The organism is Shewanella sp. Isolate8, assembly GCF_022398495.1.
GTDB lineage: Bacteria > Pseudomonadota > Gammaproteobacteria > Enterobacterales > Shewanellaceae > Shewanella > Shewanella aquimarina.
This window is the reverse complement of sequence record NZ_JAKEVI010000002.1, coordinates 23359-49675: the sequence shown is the minus strand read 5'-3', so window position 1 is coordinate 49675 and position 26317 is coordinate 23359. Positions and strand designations below refer to the sequence as shown.

The 26317-nt window shown below is 54.8% G+C and carries 21 protein-coding genes; 15 read left to right on the top strand and 6 right to left on the bottom strand.

Annotated elements, in window-relative coordinates; translation table 11 throughout:
- The first annotated feature begins 186 nt into the window (after positions 1 to 186).
- On the top strand, positions 187 to 1383 hold the full coding sequence (locus tag L1D43_RS09635) for an RDD family protein (RefSeq protein ID WP_239851221.1): 1197 nt from the start codon (positions 187 to 189) through the stop codon (positions 1381 to 1383).
- A 50-nt stretch (positions 1384 to 1433) separates the two neighbouring features.
- Here L1D43_RS09635 and cysZ read toward each other — a convergent pair whose 3' ends face one another.
- The gene (gene cysZ, locus L1D43_RS09630) at positions 1434 to 2216 is read right to left on the bottom strand and encodes a sulfate transporter CysZ (protein ID WP_239851219.1); all 783 of its coding nucleotides are present in this window, start codon (positions 2214 to 2216) and stop codon (positions 1434 to 1436) included.
- 188 nt (positions 2217 to 2404) lie between these two features.
- On the opposite strand from cysZ, the gene smc reads away from it, so the two are divergent.
- From smc to L1D43_RS09565, 13 genes are all read left to right on the top strand, one after another.
- On the top strand, positions 2405 to 5842 hold the full coding sequence (gene smc, locus L1D43_RS09625) for a chromosome segregation protein SMC (protein WP_239851217.1): 3438 nt from the start codon (positions 2405 to 2407) through the stop codon (positions 5840 to 5842).
- A gap of 23 nt (positions 5843 to 5865) precedes the next feature.
- Entirely contained in the window at positions 5866 to 6897 is a 1032-nt protein-coding gene (gene zipA / locus L1D43_RS09620; protein ID WP_239851214.1) for a cell division protein ZipA, read from the top strand.
- A 68-nt stretch (positions 6898 to 6965) separates the two neighbouring features.
- Positions 6966 to 8975, top strand: coding sequence for an NAD-dependent DNA ligase LigA (gene ligA / locus L1D43_RS09615; RefSeq protein ID WP_239851212.1), 2010 nt, complete (start codon positions 6966 to 6968; stop codon positions 8973 to 8975).
- 161 nt (positions 8976 to 9136) lie between these two features.
- Complete coding sequence (locus L1D43_RS09610; RefSeq protein WP_239851203.1) at positions 9137 to 9607, top strand: DUF2919 domain-containing protein; 471 nt, start codon at positions 9137 to 9139, stop codon at positions 9605 to 9607.
- Between the two features lie 473 nt (positions 9608 to 10080).
- On the top strand, positions 10081 to 11304 hold the full coding sequence (locus L1D43_RS09605; RefSeq protein ID WP_239851201.1) for an HD domain-containing phosphohydrolase: 1224 nt from the start codon (positions 10081 to 10083) through the stop codon (positions 11302 to 11304).
- Between the two features lie 63 nt (positions 11305 to 11367).
- Positions 11368 to 12252, top strand: coding sequence for an SDR family oxidoreductase (locus tag L1D43_RS09600; RefSeq protein ID WP_239851199.1), 885 nt, complete (start codon positions 11368 to 11370; stop codon positions 12250 to 12252).
- An 80-nt stretch (positions 12253 to 12332) separates the two neighbouring features.
- Complete coding sequence (locus L1D43_RS09595; RefSeq protein WP_239851196.1) at positions 12333 to 12965, top strand: thiol:disulfide interchange protein DsbA/DsbL; 633 nt, start codon at positions 12333 to 12335, stop codon at positions 12963 to 12965.
- Between the two features lie 288 nt (positions 12966 to 13253).
- On the top strand, positions 13254 to 13520 hold the full coding sequence (locus L1D43_RS09590; protein ID WP_041509501.1) for a DUF4212 domain-containing protein: 267 nt from the start codon (positions 13254 to 13256) through the stop codon (positions 13518 to 13520).
- A gap of 11 nt (positions 13521 to 13531) precedes the next feature.
- Complete coding sequence (locus L1D43_RS09585; RefSeq protein ID WP_239851194.1) at positions 13532 to 15250, top strand: sodium:solute symporter family protein; 1719 nt, start codon at positions 13532 to 13534, stop codon at positions 15248 to 15250.
- Between the two features lie 151 nt (positions 15251 to 15401).
- A complete protein-coding gene (locus L1D43_RS09580) occupies positions 15402 to 16022 on the top strand; it encodes a class I SAM-dependent methyltransferase (RefSeq protein ID WP_239851191.1) in 621 nt (206 codons plus the stop codon).
- 121 nt (positions 16023 to 16143) lie between these two features.
- Entirely contained in the window at positions 16144 to 17991 is a 1848-nt protein-coding gene (locus L1D43_RS09575; protein WP_239851190.1) for a DUF294 nucleotidyltransferase-like domain-containing protein, read from the top strand.
- A gap of 48 nt (positions 17992 to 18039) precedes the next feature.
- Positions 18040 to 18672 (top strand): exonuclease domain-containing protein, encoded by a 633-nt coding sequence (locus L1D43_RS09570; protein ID WP_239851186.1) that lies wholly within the window; start codon positions 18040 to 18042, stop codon positions 18670 to 18672.
- Positions 18673 to 18816: 144 nt separating this feature from the next.
- A complete protein-coding gene (locus L1D43_RS09565; protein ID WP_239851185.1) occupies positions 18817 to 19404 on the top strand; it encodes a lecithin retinol acyltransferase family protein in 588 nt (195 codons plus the stop codon).
- Positions 19405 to 19590: 186 nt separating this feature from the next.
- On the opposite strand, the gene L1D43_RS09560 is transcribed toward L1D43_RS09565, so the two are convergent.
- From L1D43_RS09560 to dapA, 5 genes are all read right to left on the bottom strand, one after another.
- Positions 19591 to 20658, bottom strand: coding sequence for a ketoacyl-ACP synthase III (locus L1D43_RS09560; RefSeq protein ID WP_239851184.1), 1068 nt, complete (start codon positions 20656 to 20658; stop codon positions 19591 to 19593).
- A gap of 99 nt (positions 20659 to 20757) precedes the next feature.
- Positions 20758 to 21429, bottom strand: coding sequence for a GntR family transcriptional regulator (locus L1D43_RS09555; protein ID WP_239851183.1), 672 nt, complete (start codon positions 21427 to 21429; stop codon positions 20758 to 20760).
- A 106-nt stretch (positions 21430 to 21535) separates the two neighbouring features.
- The gene (locus tag L1D43_RS09550) at positions 21536 to 23101 is read right to left on the bottom strand and encodes an aldehyde dehydrogenase (NADP(+)) (RefSeq protein ID WP_239851181.1); all 1566 of its coding nucleotides are present in this window, start codon (positions 23099 to 23101) and stop codon (positions 21536 to 21538) included.
- 26 nt (positions 23102 to 23127) lie between these two features.
- Positions 23128 to 24129 (bottom strand): 4-hydroxyproline epimerase, encoded by a 1002-nt coding sequence (locus tag L1D43_RS09545; protein ID WP_239851179.1) that lies wholly within the window; start codon positions 24127 to 24129, stop codon positions 23128 to 23130.
- Between the two features lie 20 nt (positions 24130 to 24149).
- Entirely contained in the window at positions 24150 to 25064 is a 915-nt protein-coding gene (gene dapA, locus L1D43_RS09540) for a 4-hydroxy-tetrahydrodipicolinate synthase (RefSeq protein ID WP_239851177.1), read from the bottom strand.
- A gap of 203 nt (positions 25065 to 25267) precedes the next feature.
- Between dapA and L1D43_RS09535 the strand changes: the two genes are divergently transcribed.
- A complete protein-coding gene (locus L1D43_RS09535) occupies positions 25268 to 26308 on the top strand; it encodes a proline racemase family protein (protein ID WP_239851175.1) in 1041 nt (346 codons plus the stop codon).
- Positions 26309 to 26317: the final 9 nt, after the last annotated feature.

Below are 26317 nucleotides of genomic sequence, written 5' to 3'. Positions count from 1 at the left end.
TTATTCCTTTCTGTTATAAAAGCAGTCACTTATATCATAAATACCTCGCTGAGGGGGCTGGCCTAATGAGGATCCTATTGATAAGTTAGCAAAATGTATCCAGTCCGCTAACCCAAATAATCGGAATAAACTGCAGGGAGCAGATGAGTGACTAGCACAAACGATAGGACAGGGGATTCGGCACATATGGCGAACGCAGCGCATCGATCATCGAGTCCTAAATCCAGCGCGCCTAAAACCAGAGCGCCCAAAACTAAAGATCCCAAAACAATCGTCACCCCTTTCGCCTTTCATGTTGCGCCTGAGCTGCTTTATACCCCGCTGGCATCGCCGCTCAAGCGTGGTCTGGCCATGTTAATCGATGCCTTGTTGATCAGCGTGCTGGCTGAGCAGGCCGGCGGGCTGTTTATTCTCTTGGTTGGTTTAACTTTGGTCATTGAACGTCGCAGCCACCAACTGGGTAAGGCGCTGAAGTGGGGGCTCTATCTTGCCATGTTGCTAATGACTATCTGGGTCACCAGCGACAATATCATCTCTTACGGCGAAGGTGATAAAGCGGATGCGGGGAGCAAACCGGCTCAGACCACAGGGCTGCAGGCCGACTCGTTAGAGACACTGAAAATCATGCCGCAGATCTTATCTTTCAGCCTGTGTGAGGAGGCAGGCTGCGCCGATGAAAAGTTAACGACACTATTTGGCGCCCTCGATACCTTAAAGGCAAGTGACAGTGAAAAGGTCGCGCTGGTGTCTCAATTAATCACGGAGTTGTCGCTGTCGGACCAAGAAAAAGCGGTGCTGATGCAGCGTCTGACTCAGGGTTATCCGAACATAACGCCGGTTAGCAAGCCTGGTATGTCTAACCCTAGTATGTCTACCGAGGCAAACCTTGCCACCAGTGCCGCAGCGCCTAACGAAGAGCCTGCAGCAGGTACAAAGCCAGACCATCAGGAGATTGCCGATAAGATTACGCCGCTGGTTATCGATGCCGATAGACTCGATGAGGAAGATAAGCCCTCGCCCTACAGCCTACTCGAGTGGGCGAAGGGGATATTGAATGATCTCGGTTTAGGCTTTGGTTGGGCCGCCTTCTACTTTACCGTTTTCACCGCCTGGTTCGATGGCCAGACCTTAGGTAAGAAGCTGCTCAACATTCGGGTGGTGCCGCTTGATGCCTCGCGCATCACCCTTTGGGATGCCTTTGGTCGTTATGGAGGCTATGGTGCCGGTTTTGCTACCGGCCTGCTGGGATTCTTACAGATTTTTTGGGATGCCAATCGTCAGGCGATTCAAGATAAGATCTCAGAAACGGTCGTTGTTGACCTCTCTAAGCCCAGAGAAGTCCCAGTCGAGGAGCGCTCCACCGAGGTATATGGCGGCGCCTGATGCGTAATAAAAAGGCCTGCAATCGCAGGCCTTTTCTTTTGAAGTGAGTTTTATTCTGGGGCAATGTGCGCGTTGCGATAGGCGTCGCGATATTTGTCGACCCACATGGAGGTGGCACCGCAAATAGCGACCGGCATCACGATAAAGTTGATGATGGGGATCATCGAAAACAGGGTCACGGCGGCGCCGAAGCTAAAGCTGCTGCCCTTGGTCTGATTGAGGGCAAACTTCATATCATTAAAGGGCACCTTGTGGTTATCGAAGGAATAGTCACAGTATTGGATCGCCATCATCCAGGCGCTAAACAGAAACCAGAGTACAGGCGCGGCGGTCTGGCCGATGAAAGGTACCCAGAACAAAATGAGAAACAGTATGGCTCTGGGGAGATAATATTTAAGTTTGATCCATTCGCGCCCCAGGATGCGCGGCAGATCCTTAATCAGGTCGATAGTGCCGCCGGTATTAAGGTCTTTGCCGGTGAGATATTGCTCCACCTTCTCCGCCAACAGCCCGTTGAAGGGCGCAGCTATCCAGTTCATCACTGAACTGAAGACAAAGGAGAGCACCACCAACAGGGTGAGCACCGCCAGTGGCCAGAGCAGGAAGTTGAGCCAGCTGAGATAATCGGGCAGCTGACCATTGATCCATTGGAACACCTGTTCCAGCTGACCGATGGCGAAGTAGATCACCGCCGTAAACAGCACCAGGTTGACGCTGAGGGGGATGAAGACGAAGCGTCTCAGGCCCGGCTGTTTGATCAGCCGAAAGCCGTCGAGGAAATAGTTCACGCCACTCTTTGCTGGCTTAGCTGCCTTGCTTGCTTGTTGATTCATAGTCTTATCTGAATATCCTTAGATCTTGCTTAAGGGCGATTGTGTGTCAGCCCTGTTGTAAAAACAAGGGTGAAATCACGTCGGCGGGCAGAAAAAACGTTACAAAATGCGGCATGCTTTGATAAAGTGACAAGCAATAATAACTGCGATGCAAAGCGCGCCCTCCTGAAGACGACCAAACTGGCACAATGAGACTCACACAGATAAAACTTGCTGGATTTAAGTCGTTTGTCGATGTCACTAAAATCCCTTTTAACCAACCGCTTACGGCCATTATTGGGCCAAATGGCTGTGGTAAGTCCAATGTCATCGATGCCGTGCGCTGGGTGCTGGGTGAAAGCTCGGCCAAACATCTGCGTGGCGACTCCATGGCTGACGTTATCTTTAACGGCTCCTCGGCCAGACGCCCTGTCTCAGTCGCCAGCGTCGAGCTGAGCTTCGACAACCAGCAGGGGCGTCTGGGCGGTCAGTATGCCGGCTATCAGGCGATTGCCGTCAAACGTCAGGTGAGCCGGGACGGTGAATCCAGCTACTTTCTCAACGGGCAGAAGTGTCGCCGCAAGGACATTACCGATCTCTTCATGGGCACGGGCCTTGGCCCGCGCAGCTACGCCATCATAGAACAGGGCACCATCTCCCGCCTTATCGAGTCCAAGCCTCAGGAACTGAGAGTCTTTATCGAAGAGGCGGCGGGGATCTCCCGCTATAAGGAGCGACGCCGTGAGACGGAAAATCGCATCCGGCATACTCGCGAGAATCTCGAACGTTTAGGGGATATCCGTCAGGAGCTTGGTCGCCAGATCGACAAACTGGCCGAGCAGGCCGAGGCCGCGCGTCAATACCGGGCATTGAAACAGACAGAGCGGGAACAGCAGGCGCAGCTCGAGGTGGCCAAATACCTTGAACTCACGGCCCAGCATGACAAGTTGTCTCAGGAGATAGAGGCAAAGACGCTCACTCAGAGTGAGGGTGACGCCGGACGTGAGGCCCTGTCGCGCACCCTGACCGAACTCAAACTGAAACTCGATGAATTAGAGCGTCAGGAGCAGCAACAGGTCGAGGCCTTCTACCTCAATGGCAATCAGATCGCCAAGCTCGAGCAGGAGGTGAAGCACCGCCAGCAACAAGACGCGCACCTCAAGCAGCGTATCGCCCAGGACAAGGACAAGCTGGCGCTGCTGCAAGCCCAACATCAGGCGCTCACCTTGACCTGTGAAGATCTTAACGAGCGTAACAGTAGCGCCCAGCAAGCGCATCAGGCGTTGCAATTGCAGATTGAAATACTCGACGAGCAGCTCGGCGAGGTTGAGCTCTCGCTTGAGCAGGCGCAGGAGGCCGATAGCCAGGCCAAGCAGGCGGTCAATCAATGTCAGCTGCGCCTCGAACTCACCAAGGGTGAGCTGAAACATAAGCAGAGCGCCCTTACTCAACTAAGTGCTCAACATCAGCGCGCCGCCCAGCAGCTAGAGCAGTTATCCCATCAGGATGAGACGGCCAATCTAGCGCTGCAAAATGCCCAGTGTGAACGATTAGCCCTGCGAGTCGATGAGCTTAAGGGAGAAATTGACCAGGGCGTCGGCGCTCAGTCTCAGCTGCAGGAGCAGGCACGTCAGACCCAGACACAGGTCGATGCCTTGTCCCAGTCGCTGGCCGAGGAGCGAGGCCGCCTGGCGGTGGTCGAGCGCATCTTGCCTAAGGAAGACGCACTACAGGGGCGTGCCCTCTGGCAGGCGATTCAGGTCTTGCCGGGCTGGGAAGCGGCGGTCGACCTGCTGCTCGATGGTCTGCTTACCCAAAGCGTCAGCGACAAGCTGGTTGAGGATGAAACCGCCAATGCTACAGGCTTAGCGAGTGGTTTTCAGTTATGCGAGCCGCAGCAGTGGACAGGGCTCAGCAGCGAGGTCAACCTGGCGCCCTGGCTGTCGAGACTCAACTGGGCCGATAGCCTGAGTCAGGCAAAGGCCATGCTGGGATCACTCGAAGATGACGAGCGCATAGTGACCGCCGATGGCTACATAGTCGGTAAAGGCTTCGTGCTGCAAAAGGCAGAGCAGGGCAGCCAGCTGGTGCAGCTTAAGGCCGAGCAGGAAGCGCTGGAGCTCAGCATAGCAGCCAGTGTCGAGGCGATCGATGAGCGCAGGGCGGTGCTTGCCGAGGTCAATCAGGCCTTGGATGAGCAGCGTGAGGCGCTCACCCAGCTTAATACCTGTTTGCAGGGGACGCAGCTTGAGCGTGAACGCCTGCTGGCGCAGGCTCAGGCGACCCAGGAGCGTATCGCCCAGCAAGGTGAGCAGCAAGCCAGGCTAAGGGGGCAGCTCGACGAACAGTGCGGCGAGATAGAGACTCTGGAGCAGAGCCTAGGTGAGCTCACCAGTCGCCGCGACCAGGATGAGGCGCAGCTGGCTGAGCTTAAGCGCGCCGCCGACGGCAAGGTGACCGACCTCGCCGATCGCCGTGCCCAGCATAAGACCCTGGGGCGAGAGCGTCATGCCTTGGTGCAGCAGGCGCAGCAGCTACAGCAGTCACTGCAGGCGATCAATACCGAGCAGGCACTTAGCCGCCAACAGGGAGAGCAGCTCGATAGGCAGATGAGCGATCTGCGTCAGGAATTAACTCAGTTGCAGGAGCAACTCGAGGGGCAGGATAAGTCCGATGGTAAACTTCAGGCCGACGCTATGACCGCCCAGCTCAATCAAGCCCTGGCACGTCAGGCCGAGGTGCAGGCGAGGCTCGATGCGCTTCGCCTTCAGCAGGCAGAGCTGCAAAATCAAGCAGACGAGATAGGTGCCAAGCAAAAACAACAACTTGGCAAGTTAGAGCACTTGACTCAAGCCATCAGCGCGTTAAAGTTACGTCGCGAAGGGATAAAAGGTCAAATTGACAGTCAGTTAGCACAGCTTAATAGCCAAGAGGTGGAGATTGCTCAGGTGCAGCAGTCGCTGGATTTGAGTGTCAGCCTAAGCCATCGTCAGAAGGCGCTCGAGCGCACCCGGGCGCAGATCGAACATCTTGGCGCGATAAATTTGGCGGCGATTGAAGAGTTCGAGCAGCAGAGTCAACGCAAGGCCTATCTCGACAGTCAGGATGCGGACTTGGCCAAGGCCCTCGGCAGCCTGGAGGAGGCGATCCGCAAGATCGACCGCGAGACCAAGACGCGCTTTAAGGAGACCTTCGATAAGGTCAACCAAGATCTTGGGGTGCTGTTTCCTAAGGTGTTCGGCGGCGGCAGTGCCTATCTGGCGCTGACCGATGATGATCTGCTGGAGACTGGGGTCACCATTATGGCCAGACCGCCGGGGAAAAAGAATAGTACGATTCACCTGCTTTCGGGTGGAGAAAAAGCATTAACCGCTTTATCATTGGTATTTGCGATTTTCAGGCTGAATCCGGCGCCATTTTGTATGTTGGATGAGGTCGATGCACCGCTCGATGATGCCAATGTCGACAGGTTCTGTCGACTGGTAAAAGAGATGTCTCAGAGCGTGCAATTTGTTTATATTAGTCACAATAAGATCACCATGGAATTGGCCGATCAACTAATAGGTGTCACTATGCACGAGCCAGGGGTTTCACGCATAGTTGCCGTCGATATCGATGAGGCGGTGGCATTAGCCGACGCAGTATAATTTTGGGAAAAACAGGGTAATCAATGGAAAATTTGCAACTGGTATTGTTCGTGTTAGGCGCGGTAGCCATTATCGCGGTACTTGTGCATGGTTTTTGGTCCATTAGGCGGCAGCAACCTAAATCATTAAAAGAATCGCCCATGACAGGGCTATACACAGATAAGACACGTGACAGTGACGGTTTCGACGCCGATGGCGTTGGCCCTGTAAGAGTCGTTAAAAACAACGCAGAGCAAGGCATTCCCAAGGCCACCTCTAGCAGTCGTGCCACACCAGCCGGTGTGCGGGCACAAGAGCGCGAGGCTGAAGAGGCTTCACAGAGCTTCTCTCTGTCGGATGAGCCTAAGCAGAAGGCGCCCCGTTCGCGTCAAGAGCCGGTATTGTCGGCGACTCCGGGCGAGGAGGTTGCTGATGCCCAACTTGAGCAGATGGAATTAGGCCTTGGTCAGGCGCCGGCGCAGCCCTCGCTGTTTGAAGATCCTGTCACCGAGCGCAAGCAGGAGCCAGTGCGCCCGGCGCCTCAGGTCGACGCGGCGCAGCCAGCCCAAGCGACCCAAGCACAACCAACCCAAGCACAGCCTGTTGAACCACAGCAAGTTGAGTCTAAGCCAGAGCCACAAGTAGCCGAAGAGGCACCTCTGGGCGAGCCACAGGATGTACTTGTGCTGCACGTGGTGGCCAAAGAGGGTGAGGCCCTCAACGGCGCCGAGTTATTGCCAAGCCTGCTGACCCTAAACTTCAAGTTTGGTGAAATGGATATCTTCCATCGTCATGAGGATAACGCTGGGACTGGTAAGGTGCTGTTTTCATTGGCTAACATGGTTAAACCTGGGGTATTCAACCCAGATGAGATGGAGCAGTTTACCACTCAGGGCATAGTGCTGTTTATGACACTGCCTTGCTATGGCGACCCGCTGATGAATTTCTCCATCATGCTTAATTCGGCCCATCAGCTGGCCGACGATCTCGGCGGTGAAGTGCTCGACGGTGGTCGCGGCGCCTGGAGTGAGCAGACTAAACAGTCTTACCTGCAGCGCATTCGCGCGCAGATGTGATACCTAATCGGATATTCAAGATAGAGGCCGCATCAGCGGCCTCTGTTGCTTAAACTGGATAAGAAACCATGCAAGCCATACAAGATGAGATTAAACAGTTAACCGACGAGCTCAATCAGCACAACTATCGCTACTATGTCGATGATGCGCCTTCGATCCCCGATGCCGAATATGATCGCCTCATGCGTCGCCTTCAGGCACTAGAAGCTGAGCATCCGGAGCTGGCACAGGTCGACTCGCCAACCCAGAGAGTAGGCGGCGAGGCCCTGAGCAAGTTCACCCAGGTGACTCACCTCAAGCCCATGTTGAGCCTGGATAACGTCTTTAGCGAAGAGGAATTTAACGCCTTCTACAAGCGTGTCGGCGACAAGCTGCCTGAGGCGCCTGCATTTTGCTGTGAGCCCAAGTTAGACGGCTTGGCGGTGAGTATTCTCTATCGTGATGGTGTGTTCGAGCGCGCCGCTACTCGTGGCGACGGCACGGTCGGTGAGGATATTACCGAGAACGTCCGCACCATCAAATCTGTGCCCCTGAAACTCAGAGGCAGCGGTTTCCCTCCACTGCTTGAGGTGCGCGGCGAGGTCTTCATGCCTAAGGCGGCCTTTGAGGCGGTTAACGATAAGGCCCGCGCCCGCGGCGAGAAACTCTTCGTCAATCCGCGTAATGCCGCCGCCGGTAGCCTGCGTCAGCTAGACAGCAAGATCACCGCCAGTCGCTCCTTGGCATTCTATGCCTACGCTCTGGGCGTGGTGGAGCCGACAACCTGGCCGCTGGCAGCAAGCCATTTCGAGCAGTTGATGCAGCTTAAGGAGTGGGGCTGCCCGGTGAGCAGCGAAGTCATGGTATGTGAGGATATCCCCAGCGTGCTGGCCTATTATCAGGATATCCTGACCCGCCGCGGCGATCTGGCCTATGAGATAGACGGCGTGGTGCTTAAGGTGAACGATATCGCCCAGCAACAGACACTGGGCTTCGTGGCCAAGGCGCCTCGATGGGCGACGGCCTATAAGTTCCCGGCCCAGGAGGAGATCACCCTGCTCGAAGGGGTAGACTTCCAGGTGGGCCGTACCGGCGCCGTGACCCCGGTTGCGCGCCTGCAACCTGTCTTTGTCGGTGGGGTTACCGTCTCCAACGCCACCTTGCATAATGCCGATGAAATTGCCCGCCTCGGGGTGATGATTGGCGACAGCGTGATCATCCGCCGCGCCGGCGATGTGATCCCCCAGATTGTTGCCGTGGTGCCCGAGAAGCGCCCGAGTGATGCCCAGGCGATCGCCTTCCCCCCGCAATGTCCCGTGTGCGGCAGCGACGTGGAGCGTGTCGAGGGAGAGGCGGTCGCCCGTTGTACCGGTGGTCTCTACTGTGAGGCCCAGCGTAAGGAGGCGATCAAGCACTTCGCCTCACGCAAGGCGCTAGATATCGACGGTATGGGTGACAAGGTGGTGGAGCAGTTGATCGACAAGGAGCTGGTGGCCAGCCCCGCGGATCTGTTCAAGCTCACCGCGTCGGCAATCACCATGCTGGATCGTATGGGGATGAAGTCGGCCACTAACCTAGTCAACGCCCTGGAAGCGGCCAAGCAAACCACTTTTGCGCGCTTCCTCTATTCTCTTGGGATCCGCGAGGTTGGCGAAGCCACAGCGGCAAACCTGGCAAACCATTTCAAGACGCTTGAGAAACTTAAGCAGGCGGATGCAGAGACCTTTATGAAGGTTGATGATGTCGGGGTGATAGTCGCCCAGCATCTGGTGCACTTCTTCGAGCAGCCTCATAACCTCGAGGTGATAGATGGCCTGCTCCAGGCAGGTGTAAATTGGCCCGACATCGAAGAGGTGGCCGAAGAGGAGCTCTCCCTGAAGGGGCAGACCTGGGTGCTGACCGGTACCCTGACTCAGCTGAACCGTAACGATGCCAAGGCCAAGTTACAGGTGCTTGGGGCCAAGGTGGCCGGCAGCGTCTCGAAGAACACAGACTGCTTGGTCGCCGGTGAGGCCGCTGGTTCTAAATTGACCAAGGCGCAAGAGCTTGGGGTCAAGGTGATCGATGAAGCCGAGCTCTTGGCTATTCTCGGCGCCTAAACTGGATGCGTGAATTAGCTGAGTAAATCAAGGTTAAAGCCTATGGGAGCGCCATCGAGAGATGGCGCTTTTTTTATCTCACATGGCCGCTTTTTGTTAATGGTTGTTGAAATCCGCGACATCATCACCATATAGAGAGAAACAGGGGAGGGAGAACACTATTGAATTTTGGACATATTAATTGGTTAGACGATAAGGGACACTTTAAGCCGCCGCTTATGTTGTACCTGATGCTGGCCTTTATCGCCCGGGGATGGTGCGTGTTTATCGCCTCCCTGACTCAGGCCAGCGATCGAGCCGGTTTGGTGGCTCTCATCTATCCGCAAAAGTCTGACTTCTTAATGGCCTTGGCGGCAGGTGTCGGCGGCTTAGTCCTCTATGGCTTAGTGATCGCCGAGCGCAAACGCTCACCCCTCTGGCTTAGACCCGCCTTCAATCAACTCAAACCTCTGCTGATCGGACTCTTGATGCTGGATGCCGGCCTCTTGTTGCAGCGCCTCATTCACAACCATTTTCTTTATAGCTGGAGTTTCGGCCTGGACGCGCTATTTCTCTTCTGGAGCCTGCTCTATATTGGCAAGTCGAAGCACCTCAAGTGCTACCTGCAAGATTGGCGCAACCAGGTAGATTAGTAAAAAAAAGCGCTGCAAGATGCAGCGCTAAGCATATCTCTTTGAATGAAAATTCAGTCTCAAGATATTGGAATGTTACAAAATACCTTATAAATCAATGTGAAAAACAACAAATTCACAAGACCTATATTAAGGACAATTGACAGCAACACTCTTTAAAGAAACATAATCCGGGGTTGCTATGTATCTTCAAAGAACAGAGCCATACTAACATCATTTGAATATTGTATATAATATCTGGTTGTGAAAATTGGCTGCGATTTTTTGCATATCTTATAACCAGCAGAGACTCGCCTCTGGGAGGGCTTTGTCGTCAATTTGTGCGTAAGTGGTCAATTTAATGACAGATTGTACAAATTGAGTTGCTATTGACTATAGTTATGTTATTAAAGTTAGGTTGCTTTTCATATTCTTAGGGGATTATCTCGCATCCACATCTGGTCGCGGGGACCCAATGGGTATGGGGAAAATCAATGGAGTTGCTTCGAGTGGCCAGAGCTGAGCCGATACAATTACCCCTGTCAAAGTTACAAACAGGCATCACTGTTAAATTACCCTTGTCTTGGAAAAACCATCCTTTCCTTTTTAACCGTATCAAGATTGAAGAAGAAGCGCAGATAGAGCTGATTAAGAGTCTCGGCGTGCCTTATGTGCTTCTCGTTTCAGGCGAAGAGTTGCTGGCGGAAGAGAGCACCGAGACGGATGAGCAGGCGGTCAAGGCCGAAGAGGTAGTGGATCCCATTGCCGAAGCCAAACGCAATGTGCGTAAATCACTGCGTCTGAGTCAGAAGCGTTTCATCGACTGTGTCAACGAGTGCCGCTCGACCTTCAGCAAGGTGGCCAGCGATCCCGAGGGCGCCTATCGTGAGGCGGCCTCTTTGGTGGAGTCGCTCATAGAGCATATGTTTGAGTACGAGCAGACGCATCTTGCCCTGGTGACCGCAGGTGAGAGTGATAACAGCGTGACGCAGCATGGCATCTCGGTGGCGGTGTTGGCGCTGATGATCGCCAGGGCCATGGAGCTGCCTAAATCGGATATGCGCGACATCGCCCTGGGCTGCCTGTTCCATGATATAGGAAAGCTCAAGGTGCCCGAGTCTATCCGCCGTAAGAAAACACCGTTAACGGCCTCCGAGGCCAATTTCCTCAAGATGCACCCCAACTTTGGCTATGAGATGCTCAACAAGACGGGCCTGTTTAACAAGGCAGTGCTCAGTATCATCTTGCATCATCACGAGTTTATCGACGGTTCGGGCTTTCCCGACGGCCTGACGGAGAAGAAGATCCCCATCACCACTCAGCTGGTGAGCCTGGCTAACGATTATGACGGTCAGCTGTGGGCCGAAGAGAGCCGCTCGCCTCAGGTCGCCTTGGGTTACCTGTTTAAGAACCATGCGGGGAAACATTCGGAGACACTGATTGCCGTATTGGTCAAACTGCTGGGGATCTATCCGCCGGGCACTCTGGTGCGCTTAAGCGATGGTGATGTCGGCAAGGTGATGGTCACCACTCAATCGGTTAAACAGCCTCAGGTGTGGGCCTGTCATCCAGACGGTAGCGAGCCGGGCCTGCGCTTCCTCAGTCAGGAGGAGGTGTTTGTCGATAGCGTGCTAAAGCTTGAAGAATTAACCGAAGGTGCAATGCGCGTGTTACAGGCCGACAGTGGAATTAGTTTTTATTTTGCTGGCACCCCCTAGTCCCGTTGCGTTATTTTAGAAGTCTGGTTTCAAGTCAAAATATTTTAATTTAGAGCATTCAAGATGATAACTTCTGTTGCCGTCGTCGGCTGCGGCTGGTTTGGTCTGCCTCTCGCCAAGGCATTGGTGGCCGAAGGCTTTAAGGTCACAGGTTCGAAACGGGCCCAAGAAGATGCGAAGGCCCTATCTGCCGATGGGATTGTGGGCTTTGCGCTGGATCTCGAGCAATTAAGTGATAGTGACACCCTCTGCGATAAAGACAGTGAAGCGATAACCCGTGGCCTCGAGTGCGATGCCATAGTGATCAACATTCCTCCCCGGCTGCGTCGTGGCGATAATGATTATCTCAAGCGCCTAAAGCGCCTCAAGGCGTTAATGGGGAGCCATAGCTACCAGCGCATCATCTTCATCAGCACCACAGGCGTTTATCCTTCTGGTGGTGATTGCACCGAGCGCGATGCCAAGGCCCACAGCCCGGCGAGTGAGACTCTGCTGGCGGCCGAAGCGCTTTTTTCGGCAGATGAGGCGCTCTTGTTGGCAGATAACAGTGTTGACGGCAAGCAAGCTGCGAGTCACTGCGTCGTCCTGCGTTTTGCCGGGCTTATTGGTCCCAAGCGGCATCCGGGGCGCTTCCTGGCGGGAAGAGAAGGTATCCCCGGTGGTAACCTGGCGGTGAATCTGGTGCATCTCGATGACTGCATAGGCGCCGTAGTTGCGCTGCTTAAAGCACAGGGGCCTTTATCGCCTGCCTATAATCTCTGCGCGCCGCTGCATCCCACCAAGGCGGAATTTTATCGATTGGCGGCGACTCAGTTGGGGCTCACGCCACCAAGCTTTGTCGAGGGGGACTCGGTTGACGATAAGCGTGTCGATGGAGGCCTTATCACGCAGGAGCTAAACTATCAGTATCAGTTTACGGATCCTTTGGCCATGTTGGCGCATTGCTAATGTTTAACTAAACCTAAATTAGGCCTAAGCTTTGATGAGCTAGAGGAAGAAACATTTTTCAATAATAAGAAGAGTTGGTTATGAAAAGAGTCATGAATCTATGTCGTTATATAAGCCTGTTGTTCGTCGTCCTGGCCGCGTTTCAGGTGAGTGCCCAGGCTAAGTATGTCGAAGGGGTCGATTATGTGAAGGTGGCCGGGATCCCCGAGGTGAACCAGCCCGTGGTGCGTGAGTTCTTCTCCTACAACTGCCCCCACTGTTATCGCCAGGATGACTTGATCAGTTCGGCCGTGGCCAAGTTAAAGGCGGAGATGGGGGATAAGCTGGCATTTGAGCGCACGCCGGTGGCGGGCGGCCGCGCGGCCTGGCAGCTGAGCCAGGAGGCCTATTATCTGGCGAAGAAGTTTCATGTCACCGAACAGGCCCATGGCAATCTGTTTAAGCGGATCCACGAGGGCGATGGCGCCTTTAAGCGCCAGGAGGAGCTGAGTCAGTTCTTCGTTGAGCAAGGCCTGCCAAAGACTGAGATAGATAAGGCGCTGGCATCTGTGGATAACAAGTTAGCCATTGCCGATTATGATACCCAGGCGCAACTATCAGGGATCCGCGGCGTGCCTTCTTTACTGGTAAACGGCAAATATCTGGTAAGCAATAAGCAGCGCAGTGCAGAGGAGCTGGCGGACCTGCTCGCCTATCTATCGACGCTGGAATAGCGCGTTTTTGCCTCCCGGTAGGAAAGCTCCTTTAATCCCTCAAGCCGCCTCCTGGCGGCTTTTTTGTACATTCCGTTAACATTTTTGTTCGACCTTAGTCTAGTTTGCAAGCCTATGAAAATTATAGGTTTACGCTGGCGTCAACTTTGATCCTCTTGTTTTGTAAAGAAAATGTGCAAATTCGCCTAAAGGTTGACGCTGGCGTTAGACCAAAGTCGCGATTGTCCTAAAGACTGCGCTTGCTAGATTAATTCATGACTTAATAATAATCAGCACAGGGGAGTCGCAATGGCTTTTGAAAATAACGAAAAGGCAGAAGGTTACTGGCGTGAAAATTTACGTCTAGTGCTCGGACTGCTATCAATTTGGGCTGCAGTATCATTTGGCTGCGGTATTTTACTGGTCGATGTACTCAATGAGATCCATTTCATGGGCTTTAAGCTGGGCTTCTGGTTTGCACAGCAGGGGGCCATGTATGTATTCGTTGCACTGATTTTTGTCTACGTGGCGAAAGCCAATGCGCTGGACAAAAAATACAATGTTCATGAAGACTAAGGAGCAATGAGATGGATGTTCAAACGTTAACTTATTTGATAGTGGGCCTGACCTTTGCCCTCTATATTGGCATTGCGATCTGGTCTCGCGCCGGCTCAACGAAAGAGTTCTATGTTGCCGGTGGTGGTGTACACCCTGTGATGAACGGTATGGCCACCGCGGCTGACTGGATGTCGGCAGCCTCTTTCATCTCCCTGGCGGGTATCGTTTCCTTCGTTGGTTACGATGGTTCCGTTTACCTGATGGGCTGGACCGGGGGCTATGTGCTCTTGGCGCTCTGTATGGCACCTTACCTGCGTAAGTTTGGCAAGTTTACCGTGCCCGACTTTATCGGCGATCGTTACTACTCTCAGGCGGCCCGTACCGTTGCGGTGGTCTGTGCCATCTTCATCTGTTTCACCTACATTGCAGGTCAGATGCGTGGCGTGGGCGTGGTATTCTCGCGCTTCTTGGAAGTGGACGTCGATACCGGTGTTTATATCGGTATGGCCGTGGTCTTCTTCTACGCCGTACTCGGCGGCATGAAAGGGATCACTTATACCCAGGTGGCTCAGTACTGCGTATTGATCTTCGCCTTCATGGTTCCGGCTATCTTCATCTCTGTGATGATGACGGGTCATATCCTACCTCAGTTAGGTTTTGGCGCCGAGTTGGTCGACGCGGCTGGCAACGGTACAGGCACATATCTGCTTGAAAAACTCGATGGTCTGTCGGCACAGCTTGGTTTCTCTCAGTATACGGAGGGCTCTAAGGGGATGATCGACGTCTTCTTTATCACGGGCGCACTGATGTTTGGTACTGCGGGCCTGCCACACGTGATCGTTCGCTTCTTCACCGTACCTAAGGTGAAAGATGCGCGTGTGTCAGCGGGTTGGGCATTGGTGTTTATCGCCATCATGTATACCACCATTCCTGCGCTGGCCGCCTTCTCTCGTGTGAACATGATTGAGACCATCAACGGCCCTGAGTCTACAGGTGTGGCCTATGAAACGGCGCCAGATTGGATCAAGAACTGGGAGAAGACAGGTCTTATCAAGTGGGACGACAAGAACAGCGATGGCAAGATCTACTATGCCAAGGGTGAAACCAACGAGATGAAGATCGACCGCGACATCATGGTACTGGCTACCCCTGAGATCGCCAATCTTCCAGCCTGGGTAATCGCTTTGGTGGCTGCCGGTGGTCTGGCGGCGGCGCTGTCAACCTCTGCGGGTCTGCTACTGGTGATCTCTACATCGGTTTCACACGACCTGTTGAAGAAGAACTTCATGCCGGATATCTCGGACAAACAGGAGCTGCTCTATGCCCGTATCGCCGCGGCGCTGGGTATCGTCATGGCGGGTTACTTCGGTATTAACCCTCCAGGATTCGTGGCAGCGGTGGTGGCAATCGCCTTCGGCTTGGCGGCATCGTCACTCTTCCCGGCGATCATCATGGGCATCTTCTCTCGCACCATGAATAAAGAGGGCGCCATCGCCGGTATGGTGATCGGTCTGCTGTTCTCGGCCAGCTACATCATCTACTTCAAGTTTGTGAACCCTGCCGATAACAACGCGGCCAACTGGTTGTTTGGTATCTCTCCTGAAGGCATAGGCATGCTGGGTATGCTAGTTAACTTCGGTGTGGCCTTCATCGTCAGCAAGGTGACCGCTGCGGTGCCACAGAATGTAGTGGATATGGTGGAGTCTATCCGCTTCCCTAAGGGAGCCGGCGAGGCCCACGACCATTAATCGATGGAATGATTAGCGACTAATTGTTATGAGTATCGACCTAGGGAGCGCAGTGCGCTCCCTTTTTTTATTTTATATCTAATTGATTTAGCGAGTGCTTATCTGGCAGTCTCTGTGAAAGGATGATTAACCAAGGTGAGCGGGAGTCGGTGTGAGTAACTATCAAATCTCTGTGGCGACATTCAATAAGCTGGCGCGCCAGTATCAGGACAAATATATGCAGATGCCGCTCTATGAGCCCACCTATGATCAGTTTAGCGAGTTACTCGGTGAGCGGGATAGGGTATTGGAGCTGGCCTGCGGGCCGGGTAACATCGCCCGTTATCTGTTGGCGCGTCGTCCTCAGCTCGATTACTTAGGCACAGACCTAGCCCCTCAGATGGTGAGTCTGGCAAGAGAGAATAATCCCACCGCCCAGTTTGAGGTAATGGACTGTATGGCAATCGATAGCTTGTCTCAGATGTTTGATGCCATAGTGTGTGGATTTTGCCTGCCTTACCTGGACAAACACGAGGCGAAGGCCTTGATCGAGGCAATGGCGAAGCGGCTTAAGCCTGGCGGCCTGCTCTATTTGAGCACCATGGAGGGTGACTATGACGACTCGGCGATGCAGACTTCCAGTAGCGGCGATCAGGCCTTTATCTATTATCACTGCGGCGAACGACTCACCCATATCTTAAATATGGCCGGATTTGAGCTGCAAAGCTGTCACCGCCAGGACTATCCGGAGCGGGGGGATGTGGATCTCTTTATCATCGCCAGGCGTCGTTAAGCCCTTAGCTGGCCTTTAGTCGTATAGCAAGAGTTTGTTTGTTAAGGCTATAGTGAATAAAACGGCCGATGCTTGGCGAGAGTCCAGGGCGAGATGCCGACCATAGCGTAAGAGGGAGATCATGGACGCGAGCGAACTGCAACCTATTACCCAATTTTTAGGCCAGCTGACGCCGTTTGACAGCTTATCTGAGAAGACCTTGGAGCGATGCTGCCGCGCGCTGAGCGTCGGCTATTACAGTCGCTCCTCTGTCTATGTCCCGCTGGATGCCGACAACCCCCAGCTCTATATCGTCCGCAGCGGTGCCTTCGAGGTGCGCGGCGAAGATGGCGATCTCATTGACCGTCTCGGTGACGGCGATTTCTTCGGTTTTCCCTCGCTGCTCTCCGGTGAGATGGTGAGTAACCGGGTTCAGATCCTCGAAGATGGCCTGGTGTACCACCTGGACCCGGAAACCTTTAATCAACTGAGAAGCGAGAGCCGCGAGTTCGACCGCTTCTTCAACCGCGCCTTTGCCAAGCGTCTGCGCCACCAGGGGCGCTTCAAGGCCAAGGAGCTTGGCTCGACCAACAGGGTCAGCAGCCTGATGTCCAAGCAGCCCCTGTGTCTGGATATCAATGCCAGTGTCAGCGACGCCGCCCGCCTGATGCGGGATAACAGGGTCTCCTCAGTGCTCATTATCGATAACCATAAGCTGGCCGGAATTTTGACCGACAGGGATCTGCGCAATCGTGTGCTGGCAGAGTCTCTCGATGGCAGCCTGCCTGTGCATCAGGCGATGACGGTGAATCCGACCACCCTGAGTGCCAATGCCCTGGTATTCGAGGCCATGTTATTGATGAGCCAGCACAATATTCATCATTTGCCCATCATGGATGAGGGCAAGCCGAGCGGGGTGATCACCAGTACAGATATCTTACGCGGGCAGAGCTCACAGCCATTGCTGCTGATCGGCGAGATAGAGCGTCAGCAGAATCTCGAGAGTCTTATCCATGTCTCCAAGCAGATCCCGCTCTTGCTGCAAAACCTGATCAGTGCCGACGCCAGGGCCGAAGAGATAGGCCGGGTCCTAACCTCGGTTACCGACGCCTTGACCCGTCGCCTTATTGTGCTCAATCAGCAGATACTCGGTCAGGCTCCCATGCCATTTTGCTGGCTGGCGTTTGGCTCGCAGGGACGCCAGGATCAGGCGGCCTGCTCGGATCAGGACAATGGCCTGTTGCTGGCCCATGAGATGGATGAGCATGCCCAGGGCTATTTCGAGGCGCTGACCAAGGCGGTCTGTGCGGGGCTGGATCGCTGCGGCTATGTCTACTGCCCAGGGGACATCATGGCGCAGAACCCTAAGTGGCGGCTTACCCTGGAACAGTGGCAGCAGAAGTTTGCCAACTGGGTCGAGCATCCCGAGCCCAAGGCCTTGATGCATGCCAGCATCTTCTTCGATATGCGCTGCGTCTATGGGCCATCTAGCCTGTTCGAGGGACTGCAGTCGCAGGTTCTGGAGTCCACCAAGGATAATGACATCTTCCTCGCCGGCATGGCGGGCAATGCATTGCAGGTGTCGCCGCCGCTGGGCTTCTTCAAGAAGTTTGTTCTGGAGCGCGACGGCCAGGAGGTGAAGGGGATAGATCTTAAGCATAAGGGCAGTGCTCTCATCAATGATATCGCTAGAATCTACGCCCTGTCGGCAGGGATCAGTGAGGTCAATACCGCCAAACGCATCCGTCTCTTGATGGAGCAGAACATCATCAATCGCAAAGATGCCCTGAATCTCGCCGACGCGCATGAGTTTATCGCCCACATGCGCCTGTCAAATCAGGGTTTTCAATATACTCATAATCAACCCCTCACGAACTATTTGATGCCACAACAGCTCTCCTCCCTGGTGCGCCATCAGCTGCGCGACGCCTTCAAGGTGGTACATGACGCGCAGGCGGGCTTAAAGCTTAAATTTACCCGGAGTTTCTAGGTGCTAGCAGGCATTAAGATCAGATCACAGCTCTGTTGGCGAGCCCTGATGGCAAAAGATGCCATGCTCAAGGGGTATCTGCAGTCGTTGATGCCGGTTATTGATGAGTCTTTTATGGAGGCAGAGCTGCTGGCCATCGATCTCGAGATGACGGGGCTCGATGCCAACTTCGATCAGATCTTGAGTATCGGCGTGGTGCCTATTCGTCGGGGGCAGCTTATTCTGAGCGAGGCACAGCACAAGCTGGTGCAGATAGAGGGCAGCGTGGGACAAAGCGCCACCATACATGGCATCTTAGATGCACATCTGGATGCGGCATTGACGCCCGAGCAGGCGATGGCCTGGTTTTTAACTGTGAGCCAAGGCAAAGTATTGGTGGCCCATCACGCGCCGCTGGATCTCGCCTTCCTACAATCTGGCTTGCAGGCCTCTCTAGGGGAGAAGACGCGCCTGCTTGCCATAGATACCCTGCAGCTTGAGAAGCGGCGCCTGCTCAGACAACACGAGCATCTGCAAGAGGGAAGTCTGCGTCTCGGTCGTAGCCGCGCCCGTTACGGCCTGCCCGTGTATGCGGCCCATAATGCGCTCATCGATGCGCTCGCCTGCGGTGAGCTCTTGCTGGCGCAGGTGGCGGCGATGGGCGGCGCAAATAAGGTGAAGATTGCCGAGCTGCTGGCCTAATATCGTGTGGCAAGAATATACTTGGTTACATTTTGCGCCTTTATCTTTGGCTAGTTTTCGCCATTATCTCAATAGAGACAGTATGTTGGATGTTTAGCATCTTAGGCGTCCGACAAGGGGTGAGCTAAGGTTGAGAGGATTATCATGGCGCTTCCTTTACTCTGGCTCGGTGGGGCCGCTCTGGGGGCTGCCTTTATCGCCGATGCCAAGCAGAAACAAAAGCAGTTAACCTTAGACAGGCGATTGGGCCGTGCACCTAAGGCGGCCGATGATAAGCGGGTGAGTCCGCTATCGCCCAGCGTATTGCATCTTGGTGAGGTCAAGGTGGCGCCTAAGCCTGGCGCCTTGGTGTGCTGCTTCGTCTTTGGGGTGATAGAGCATACCGGGATCTGGCTCGGTGATGACACCCTGCTAGAGCTTCACGGCAGCGGGCTTATTCGGCCTGTCTCATCGAGGCGTTTTCTCGCCGGACGCACGGGCAGTCGTATCTTCGTCGCCTGTGACCATCAGCATAGGTCATTAATCGGTGAATCTGTGCTGACGAGGGCGCAGCAGACCCTCTATCAGTATCGCGACTATGATCTTTTCGATAATAACTGTCACCGTTTCGTCTGGTCGTGTCTCACCGGCGAGGAGCTGAGCATCTCGAGTTTCGACAAGTTTAACCGTCTGCTGTCTCGCCATTTCGCCCAGGCCATCTATTGGGATGAGGCGGCTATTCCTAAGCTTTAACGGCCAGAGCATGATTAAGATGGTTCGATTAAGCCAGCGGGGATTATGCTTGAGGTGAGTGAACCTGGGCTGATTGAGCTAGGGGCAGTGGCCAGGACCGATTGAGTTAGGCCTATGGATATTCATAAACCTTTGGACAAAAAAAATGCCGACATCATGTCGGCATCTTCTATTTCTGTTTAGCGATTACTCGCCGCAGAAGTAATTTACGGCGCGCTGTACCAGTTCGATACCGGTTTTATCGCAAGGTGGTAGCTCGGCATCAGACTCGCTGATTGGCGTGACGCGCTCGCCCCACTTGAATAGCACTGCCGCAGAGGTCAGGCCGGCACCGAAGGCGCAAGACAATATGGTCTGATTCGGCTTGATCAGTCCCTTCTCCAGTGCGTCACAGATGGCGATAGGGATAGTGGCCGCCGAGGTGTTGCCGTAGTTGGCGATGTTGACCACTGCCTTTTCTTTCGGGATCTTCATGCGGTTGATCAGGGTATCGATAATGCGCTCGTTCGCTTGGTGTGGGATCACCAGATCCACTTCGTCTTTGTCGACGCCACATTTTTCCAGCACTGTGTTGCTGAGCTTACCCATACCCGCGATGGCGCGCTTAAAGATCTCCTGACCATTGAATTCGATATAGAAATCCAGTGAAGCGGCGTTGAATCTGTCCATGGCGGTACCAAAGCCCGCCTTAAGGATATCGCGACCGGCAGGATCGTTGTTGAGCTCATAGCCCAACACGCCCCCTGGCTGATCTGTGGCTTCGACAACTACGGCGCCCGCGCCGTCACCGAAAAGTACGGCAGTTTCACGACGTGACCAGTCTAGGTAGAAAGAGAGACGCTCGGCACCGATCACCAAGACTTTCTTCGACTGACCGCTCTTGATCTGCGAGCTGGCCAGACCCAGGCCGTAGAGAAAACCACTACAGGCGGCGTTGATATCGAACGCGCCGCAGCTGGCACCTATGTTGGCCTGTACGGTAGAGGCTATGTTGGGGATCAGCGTATCTGGGCTGGCGGTGGCCAGAATGATAAGATCTATCTCTTCGCCCTTGATGCCGGCAGCGGCCAGTGCGCGCTGGGCGGCGACGGTTGCCAGTTCAGAGGTGTCGACATGACTGATGTGTCGCTGACTGATCCCAGTACGCGGCTTAATCCATTCATCGGAAGTATCGATAAAGGTGGCAAGATCATGGTTGGTAAGCGTTGCGGGGGGAACACATTTTCCCCAGCCGGTAATGGTGGCGTACTGCATCTGAATATTCTCTCAAAAATAAAAAGGCAGAGTACATCAGCTCTGCCTTATCAAACTAATCTAATAAGCCTAGCAATAAGTCAAGCAAGCTACAGTGATTTAGCTCACCTGTTGGGCAACCAGCTCACGTATGGCGTTGGCTGCATGTAATATATGGTCTCTCAGCAGCGTGACGGCCTTGTCGATCTCTTGATTGCGACAATAGGTCAGCAAGTCTCTGTGGTCTTGCGCCGCTCTGGGAATGCCGCCTGCCAGCAGCAGCTGTAGACGAATGTAGCGATCACAGTTGGTATTTAGACCGTGTACCACTTCCATGGTATGAGGACGATTGGCCGCCTGATACAGGCAGGAATGGAACTTGGTATTGAGTTCGCTCCAGCTGCTCACGGCGTCTTCCTGTTGGAAGGCAGCCTCCAGCTCATCCAGGTAACCCTGAGCCTGTGCCAGCATCTCCTCATCGAGATTCGGGATCGCCTTGGCAAGCAGATCGGTTTCGATAAGGGCTCTTAGCTCAAACAGCTCGGTAACCTGATCGACCGACAATTCGGTAGCGGTAGCGCCCTTATGGGCTTCAAACTTTACGAGTCCTTCGGCTTCCAGTTGCAGCAGGGCTTCTCTGACCGGGATGCGACTGACGTTCAGTGCCTCGGCTAAGGCGCTCTGGCGTAAAGGTTCGCCGGCGGCAATTTCGCCTGAAAGGATTTTCTCTCTTAAGACTTCCACCACGACCTGGGTGCGCGTTTTATGAACGATTGGCGTTGTTCGGCTCATAGTTCCCGTAATGTCTTTTCGTTATTATATGTGATCCGCATAAGATTACCGCTTATAGCACTATAAATAAAGGGAAACCGTGGTTTCCCTTTATTTAATATGCCTGTTAGAAGCGCTTTAGGAGACTTTGTCCATCTCGCAATGCTTCGGGCAGCAAAGCAGATGGCATGTTTTGATAGCAGATGGGCCGTGTCCAGCGGTGGATAGCCATGCTGCCCACCGAGGTGCTGCGACTGTCGGTGCTGGCAGGGTAGGGACCGCCATGGTTCATCGAGTGACACACCTCGACGCCTGTTGGCATCTGATTGAAGATAAGCCTGCCGACACGCTGACCTATGGCATCCACCAGGCTATGGGCGTGAGCCCAATCACCCTCGTCGCCATGAAGCGTGGCGGTAAGCTGCCCCTCGAGCTGCTCGGCAACGGCCTGCATCTGCGCGGCGTCCTGGCACTCGACCACTATCGCGAAGGGACCAAAGACCTCTTGTTGTAGGGCGCTGTCGGCCAGATAGCCTGCCGCATCCACCTTTACCGCCGCCGGGCGGGTATGGTGGCTGGCCTCGGCCGCCTTGCCCTGAGCAAGTAGCGTTAGCCGTGGATCTGCCAGCAGTGCCTCTGTCTGCTGCTGATAGGTGGCGGCGATGCCTGGGGTGAGCATGGCGCCGGCAGCCTGTTCGGCCAGGGCCTGGCTGAGTCTGTCACAGTAGCGGGTCAGCGCCTCGCCCTTGACGGCGACAATCACCCCTGGGCTGGTACAGAACTGACCGTGGCCCATCATCATAGATTGCACCTGAGTCTCGGCCAGCGTCTCTGCCTGCTCGGTGAGTATCCCAGGCAGTAGGAATTGTGGGTTGGTAGAGCCAAGCTCACCATAGAAGGGAATAGGCTCGGGGCGCGCCGCGCAGCGATCGGCCAGGATGCGACCCACCTTTAACGAGCCGGTGAAACCCACCGCCTTGATCTCTGGCGCCTCGACCAAGCCCGTCGAGAGGTCCGGGGTATGTCCCTGCAGCAGACTAAATACGCCGGCTGGCATGTCGCAAGCCTTGATCGCCTTTTCTATGGCCTGGGTGACCAGCTCACTGGTGGCCGGATGCGCCGGATGGCCCTTGACGATAACGGGGCAACCTGCGGCGAGCGCCGATGCGGTGTCGCCCCCCGCGGTGGAAAATGCCAGCGGGAAGTTTGACGCGCCGAAGACGACGATCGGCCCTAGGGCGACCCGCCCGAGTCGGGTATCGGCCTTTGGCAATGGCTGACGTTCGGGCTGCGCCATGTCGGCAATTGACTGCTCTATTGGGTTAACAAGGTTTTGGGCAAACAGGCGCAGCTGGCCGCAGGTACGCCCGGTTTCGCCCTGTAATCTGGCCAGAGGCAGGCCGGTTTCGAGGTGGGCGGCTTCTATGATCGCCTCTTTGTCGGCCTCGATATGCTCGGCAATGGCGCTCAGAAAGGCGGCGCGCTCACTGTCGCTCTTTTTGCGATAGCTGTTAAAGGCCTGCTCAGCCGCCTTGGTGGCCTGGGCGAGCTGCTCGTTGCTGGCGCTGGCAAAGTGCCAGGCAATTGGAGTATTAGCTACGGGGTTAAAGCTTTGAAAGGCGCAGGCTTCGCCCTGCCACTCGCCATTGATGTAATGCTGGCCGGTTAATCTGTTGGTGATGCTTAGTGTCATTGCTATTGTCCTTTTGAGGTGGCCGGTTAGACCACCTGAAATCCGAAGGCATAGGGATCGTCATCGTCGACCGTGATGGCGTTGTGCCCGGTGATCCGCGCCCAGCCCTTGATACTTGGCATGATGGCGTCAAACTCGCCCACTTTGGTGGCGGCTTCGATGCGGCCGACAAACTGGCTGCCTATGATGCTTTCATGGGTGTACTCATCGCCGACCTTGAGCTCGCCGCGGCTGTAGAGCTGAGCCAGACGGGCGCTGGTGCCTGTGCCGCAGGGTGAACGGTCGATCGCCTTGTCGCCATAGAACACAGCATTAGCGCCATTGGAGCCCTGGCTGATGGTATCGCCGGTCCAGAGCACGTGGGAGACGCCGTTGACCGTGGGGTCGTCTGGGTGCACGCAGTTTAGTTCTCTATGGGCGATTTCGCGCACGATCGGGCTCCAGCGCAGGATATCGCCGGCGCTCCAGTGGCGCAGGCCGGGGAAGTTGGCCTGGGGATCGACGATGGCGTAGTAGTTACCGCCGTAGGAGACATCTATCTTGAGCGGCCCAAGGCCTGGGATATCCAGCACCACATCTTTATGGGCTAGATAGGCGGGCACGTTGAAGATCTTGACCCAATCTACCTTGGCGCCGCTTTGCTGATACTGCACCTTAATTTGCCCGGCGGGCACATCTATGGTGAGCTGACCCGGCGTTTTAGGGGTTAACAGGCCAGACTCGAGCGCGGCGGTGATGGTGCCTATGGTGCCGTGGCCACACATGGGCAGGCAACCGCTGGTCTCGATAAACAGGATGGCGGCGTCGGCGTTGTCGCTGCAAGGGGGATAGAGGAAGGCTCCGGACATCATGTCGTGGCCCCTGGGTTCAAACATAAGCGCCTTGCGGATCCAGTCATACTGCGCCAGGAAATCCTGGCGCTTCTCGCTCATAGTGCGACCCTTGAGGTCCGGATGGCCACTGGTGACCAAACGGACCGGGTTACCGCAGGTATGAGCATCGACGCAAAAGAAGGTACCTTTTAACATCTATGCCGTACTCCCTAGAATTAGTTGAGGTTGTACTTGTCGAGATCTAGGCGGGTAGCCAAGGCTTCGGCCATCACCTTTTCCACATAGGCACGTTCGTCACCGATCAAGGTCATGCGCGGCAGGCGCACATTTTCGCTGCCGCGGCCGACGATCTGCTCGGCAAACTTGATGCACTGTACCAGGGTCGGAATGGTGTCTAGGCGCAGCAGCGGCATAAACCAGCGGTAGATCTCACGGGCTTCTTCGATACGACCGGCACGGGCCAGTTTAAACAGAGTAACAGATTCTCTTGGGAAGACATTGGTTAGGCCAGAGATCCAACCTGTGGCGCCCAGTAGAATGCTTTCTAGCGCAATATCGTCGACACCGCAGAGGATGTTAAAACGGTCGCCAAAGCGGCTCTGCAACTCGGTGAGACGGCGGGTATCTGTGGTCGATTCCTTGATGGCCACTATGTTTGGCTCTTCGGCCAGCACGGCGGTCATCTCCAGGTTGATGTCGACGCCATAACCCACAGGGTTGTTATAGATCATGATAGGCAGCTTGGTCGAGCGCGCCACGTGTTGATAGTGGGCGATCACCTCGCGGTCAGTGCCGCGGTAGACCATGGCGGGCAGTAACATTAGGCCATCGACACCGAGCGCCTCGACATCCTGAGCATATTTCGCCGCCTGCTGGGCTGTGTTCTCGGTGCAGCCAGAGAGCACCAGGATGCGGCCATTGACCGTCTCGACCGTGTGCTTGATAAATTCACGTTTTTCTTGCGGAGAAAGGGAGGCGTTCTCGCCTATGGTACCCAGGGCGATCACCCCATCGATACCGTCACGAATGAGGTCTTCCAGCATTCTTGCGTTCGACTCATAGTTGATCGAACCATCGTCATTAAATTGGGTAGAAATTGCTGGGAATACACCTTGCCAGTTTACTTTCATGTTCAGACCTCTATAGATATTGCCGTGCAACGTGCGCGGCGAAAAAGTGATATCAAGTTTTGGCGTTTACCAAAAGCTATAGTATATTGTATACAATTTTAAGGGGAAGAAAAGCCCCTTGGTGAGATTGCCGCTATTTATGTTTTTATCTCTCACCGGTAAATACTATATATTGCATACAAACAATAACAAAGGAAGTCCCGATGCGCCTATTAGATTTAAGTCCTAGCTTTCTCGATGCCTGTGCCCGATTCAAGACCCTCGACGCTCACACCGAAGGCGAGCCGCTGCGGATCCTGCTGGAGGGATACCCCGAGATCCCCGGGGACACCATATTGGCCAAACGCAGATATCTCACGGCGCATCTGGACCATTATCGTCAGCTTTTGATGCATGAGCCCAGGGGCCATGCCGACATGTATGGCGCCATCATCACTGCGCCCATTACCCCCGGCGCGGATTTCGGCGTGCTGTTTCTCCATAACGAGGGTTACAGCAGCATGTGCGGTCACGGCATCTTGGCCTTGGTAACTGTGGCAGTCGAGACGGGCACCCTAGCGCTTGGCGATACGCCAAGAGAGATAAAGATAGATGCGCCGGCCGGGCTTATCCATGCCAGGGCCTGTCGCGACGGCGCGGGCGAGGTCAAGGTGAGTTTTCGTAACGTGCCTTCCTGGGCCGAGGCGCTGGATTGTCACGTAACCGTCGAGGGCATAGGCGAGGTGGCTTACGACATAGGTTTCGGCGGTGCCTATTACGCTTATGTTGATGCCGATGCGCTGGGGTTAAGCTGCGCGCCGGATAATGTCGCCCAGATGATAGATTGGGGACGTTGTATCAAGCACGCCGTGATGGCTCAGCATCCTTTAGCTCATCCATTAGAAGCGGATTTAGGCTTTCTCTACGGCACCATCTTTACATCGAGTAAGACCAGCTCTGCGGATGCCCACTCGCGCCATGTGTGCGTCTTTGCCGATGGCGAGGTGGATCGCTCGCCCACAGGCACTGGGGTCGCCGGTCGAATAGCTTTGCTTCACACTCGAGGCGAGGTCGCACTGGGCGAGTGCCTGAAGATTGAGAGCATAGTCGATGGCGCCATGCAGGTTTGCGCGCTGGATAACGCCGACTTTTATGGCAAGGCGGCGGTGATCCCCGAGGTGAGCGGCCGCGCCTTTATCACCGGGCGTCATGAGTTTATCTTAGATCCTAAGGATCAGTTTCAGCAGGGATTTATGCTCAGATGATCGAGGCTA

Excerpts from the sequence above, each read along its gene's own strand:
- L1D43_RS09635 (WP_239851221.1), top strand. The coding sequence starts at position 187 with ATGGCGAACGCAGCGCATCGATCATCGAGTCCTAAATCCAGCGCGCCT.
- cysZ (WP_239851219.1), bottom strand. The coding sequence starts at position 2,216 with ATGAATCAACAAGCAAGCAAGGCAGCTAAGCCAGCAAAGAGTGGCGTG.
- smc (WP_239851217.1), top strand. The coding sequence starts at position 2,405 with ATGAGACTCACACAGATAAAACTTGCTGGATTTAAGTCGTTTGTCGAT.
- zipA (WP_239851214.1), top strand. The coding sequence starts at position 5,866 with ATGGAAAATTTGCAACTGGTATTGTTCGTGTTAGGCGCGGTAGCCATT.
- ligA (WP_239851212.1), top strand. The coding sequence starts at position 6,966 with ATGCAAGCCATACAAGATGAGATTAAACAGTTAACCGACGAGCTCAAT.
- L1D43_RS09605 (WP_239851201.1), top strand. The coding sequence starts at position 10,081 with ATGGAGTTGCTTCGAGTGGCCAGAGCTGAGCCGATACAATTACCCCTG.
- L1D43_RS09600 (WP_239851199.1), top strand. The coding sequence starts at position 11,368 with ATGATAACTTCTGTTGCCGTCGTCGGCTGCGGCTGGTTTGGTCTGCCT.
- L1D43_RS09595 (WP_239851196.1), top strand. The coding sequence starts at position 12,333 with ATGAAAAGAGTCATGAATCTATGTCGTTATATAAGCCTGTTGTTCGTC.
- L1D43_RS09590 (WP_041509501.1), top strand. The coding sequence starts at position 13,254 with ATGGCTTTTGAAAATAACGAAAAGGCAGAAGGTTACTGGCGTGAAAAT.
- L1D43_RS09585 (WP_239851194.1), top strand. The coding sequence starts at position 13,532 with ATGGATGTTCAAACGTTAACTTATTTGATAGTGGGCCTGACCTTTGCC.
- L1D43_RS09575 (WP_239851190.1), top strand. The coding sequence starts at position 16,144 with ATGGACGCGAGCGAACTGCAACCTATTACCCAATTTTTAGGCCAGCTG.
- L1D43_RS09570 (WP_239851186.1), top strand. The coding sequence starts at position 18,040 with ATGGCAAAAGATGCCATGCTCAAGGGGTATCTGCAGTCGTTGATGCCG.
- L1D43_RS09565 (WP_239851185.1), top strand. The coding sequence starts at position 18,817 with ATGGCGCTTCCTTTACTCTGGCTCGGTGGGGCCGCTCTGGGGGCTGCC.
- L1D43_RS09560 (WP_239851184.1), bottom strand. The coding sequence starts at position 20,658 with ATGCAGTACGCCACCATTACCGGCTGGGGAAAATGTGTTCCCCCCGCA.
- L1D43_RS09555 (WP_239851183.1), bottom strand. The coding sequence starts at position 21,429 with ATGAGCCGAACAACGCCAATCGTTCATAAAACGCGCACCCAGGTCGTG.
- L1D43_RS09550 (WP_239851181.1), bottom strand. The coding sequence starts at position 23,101 with ATGACACTAAGCATCACCAACAGATTAACCGGCCAGCATTACATCAAT.
- L1D43_RS09545 (WP_239851179.1), bottom strand. The coding sequence starts at position 24,129 with ATGTTAAAAGGTACCTTCTTTTGCGTCGATGCTCATACCTGCGGTAAC.
- dapA (WP_239851177.1), bottom strand. The coding sequence starts at position 25,064 with ATGAAAGTAAACTGGCAAGGTGTATTCCCAGCAATTTCTACCCAATTT.
- L1D43_RS09535 (WP_239851175.1), top strand. The coding sequence starts at position 25,268 with ATGCGCCTATTAGATTTAAGTCCTAGCTTTCTCGATGCCTGTGCCCGA.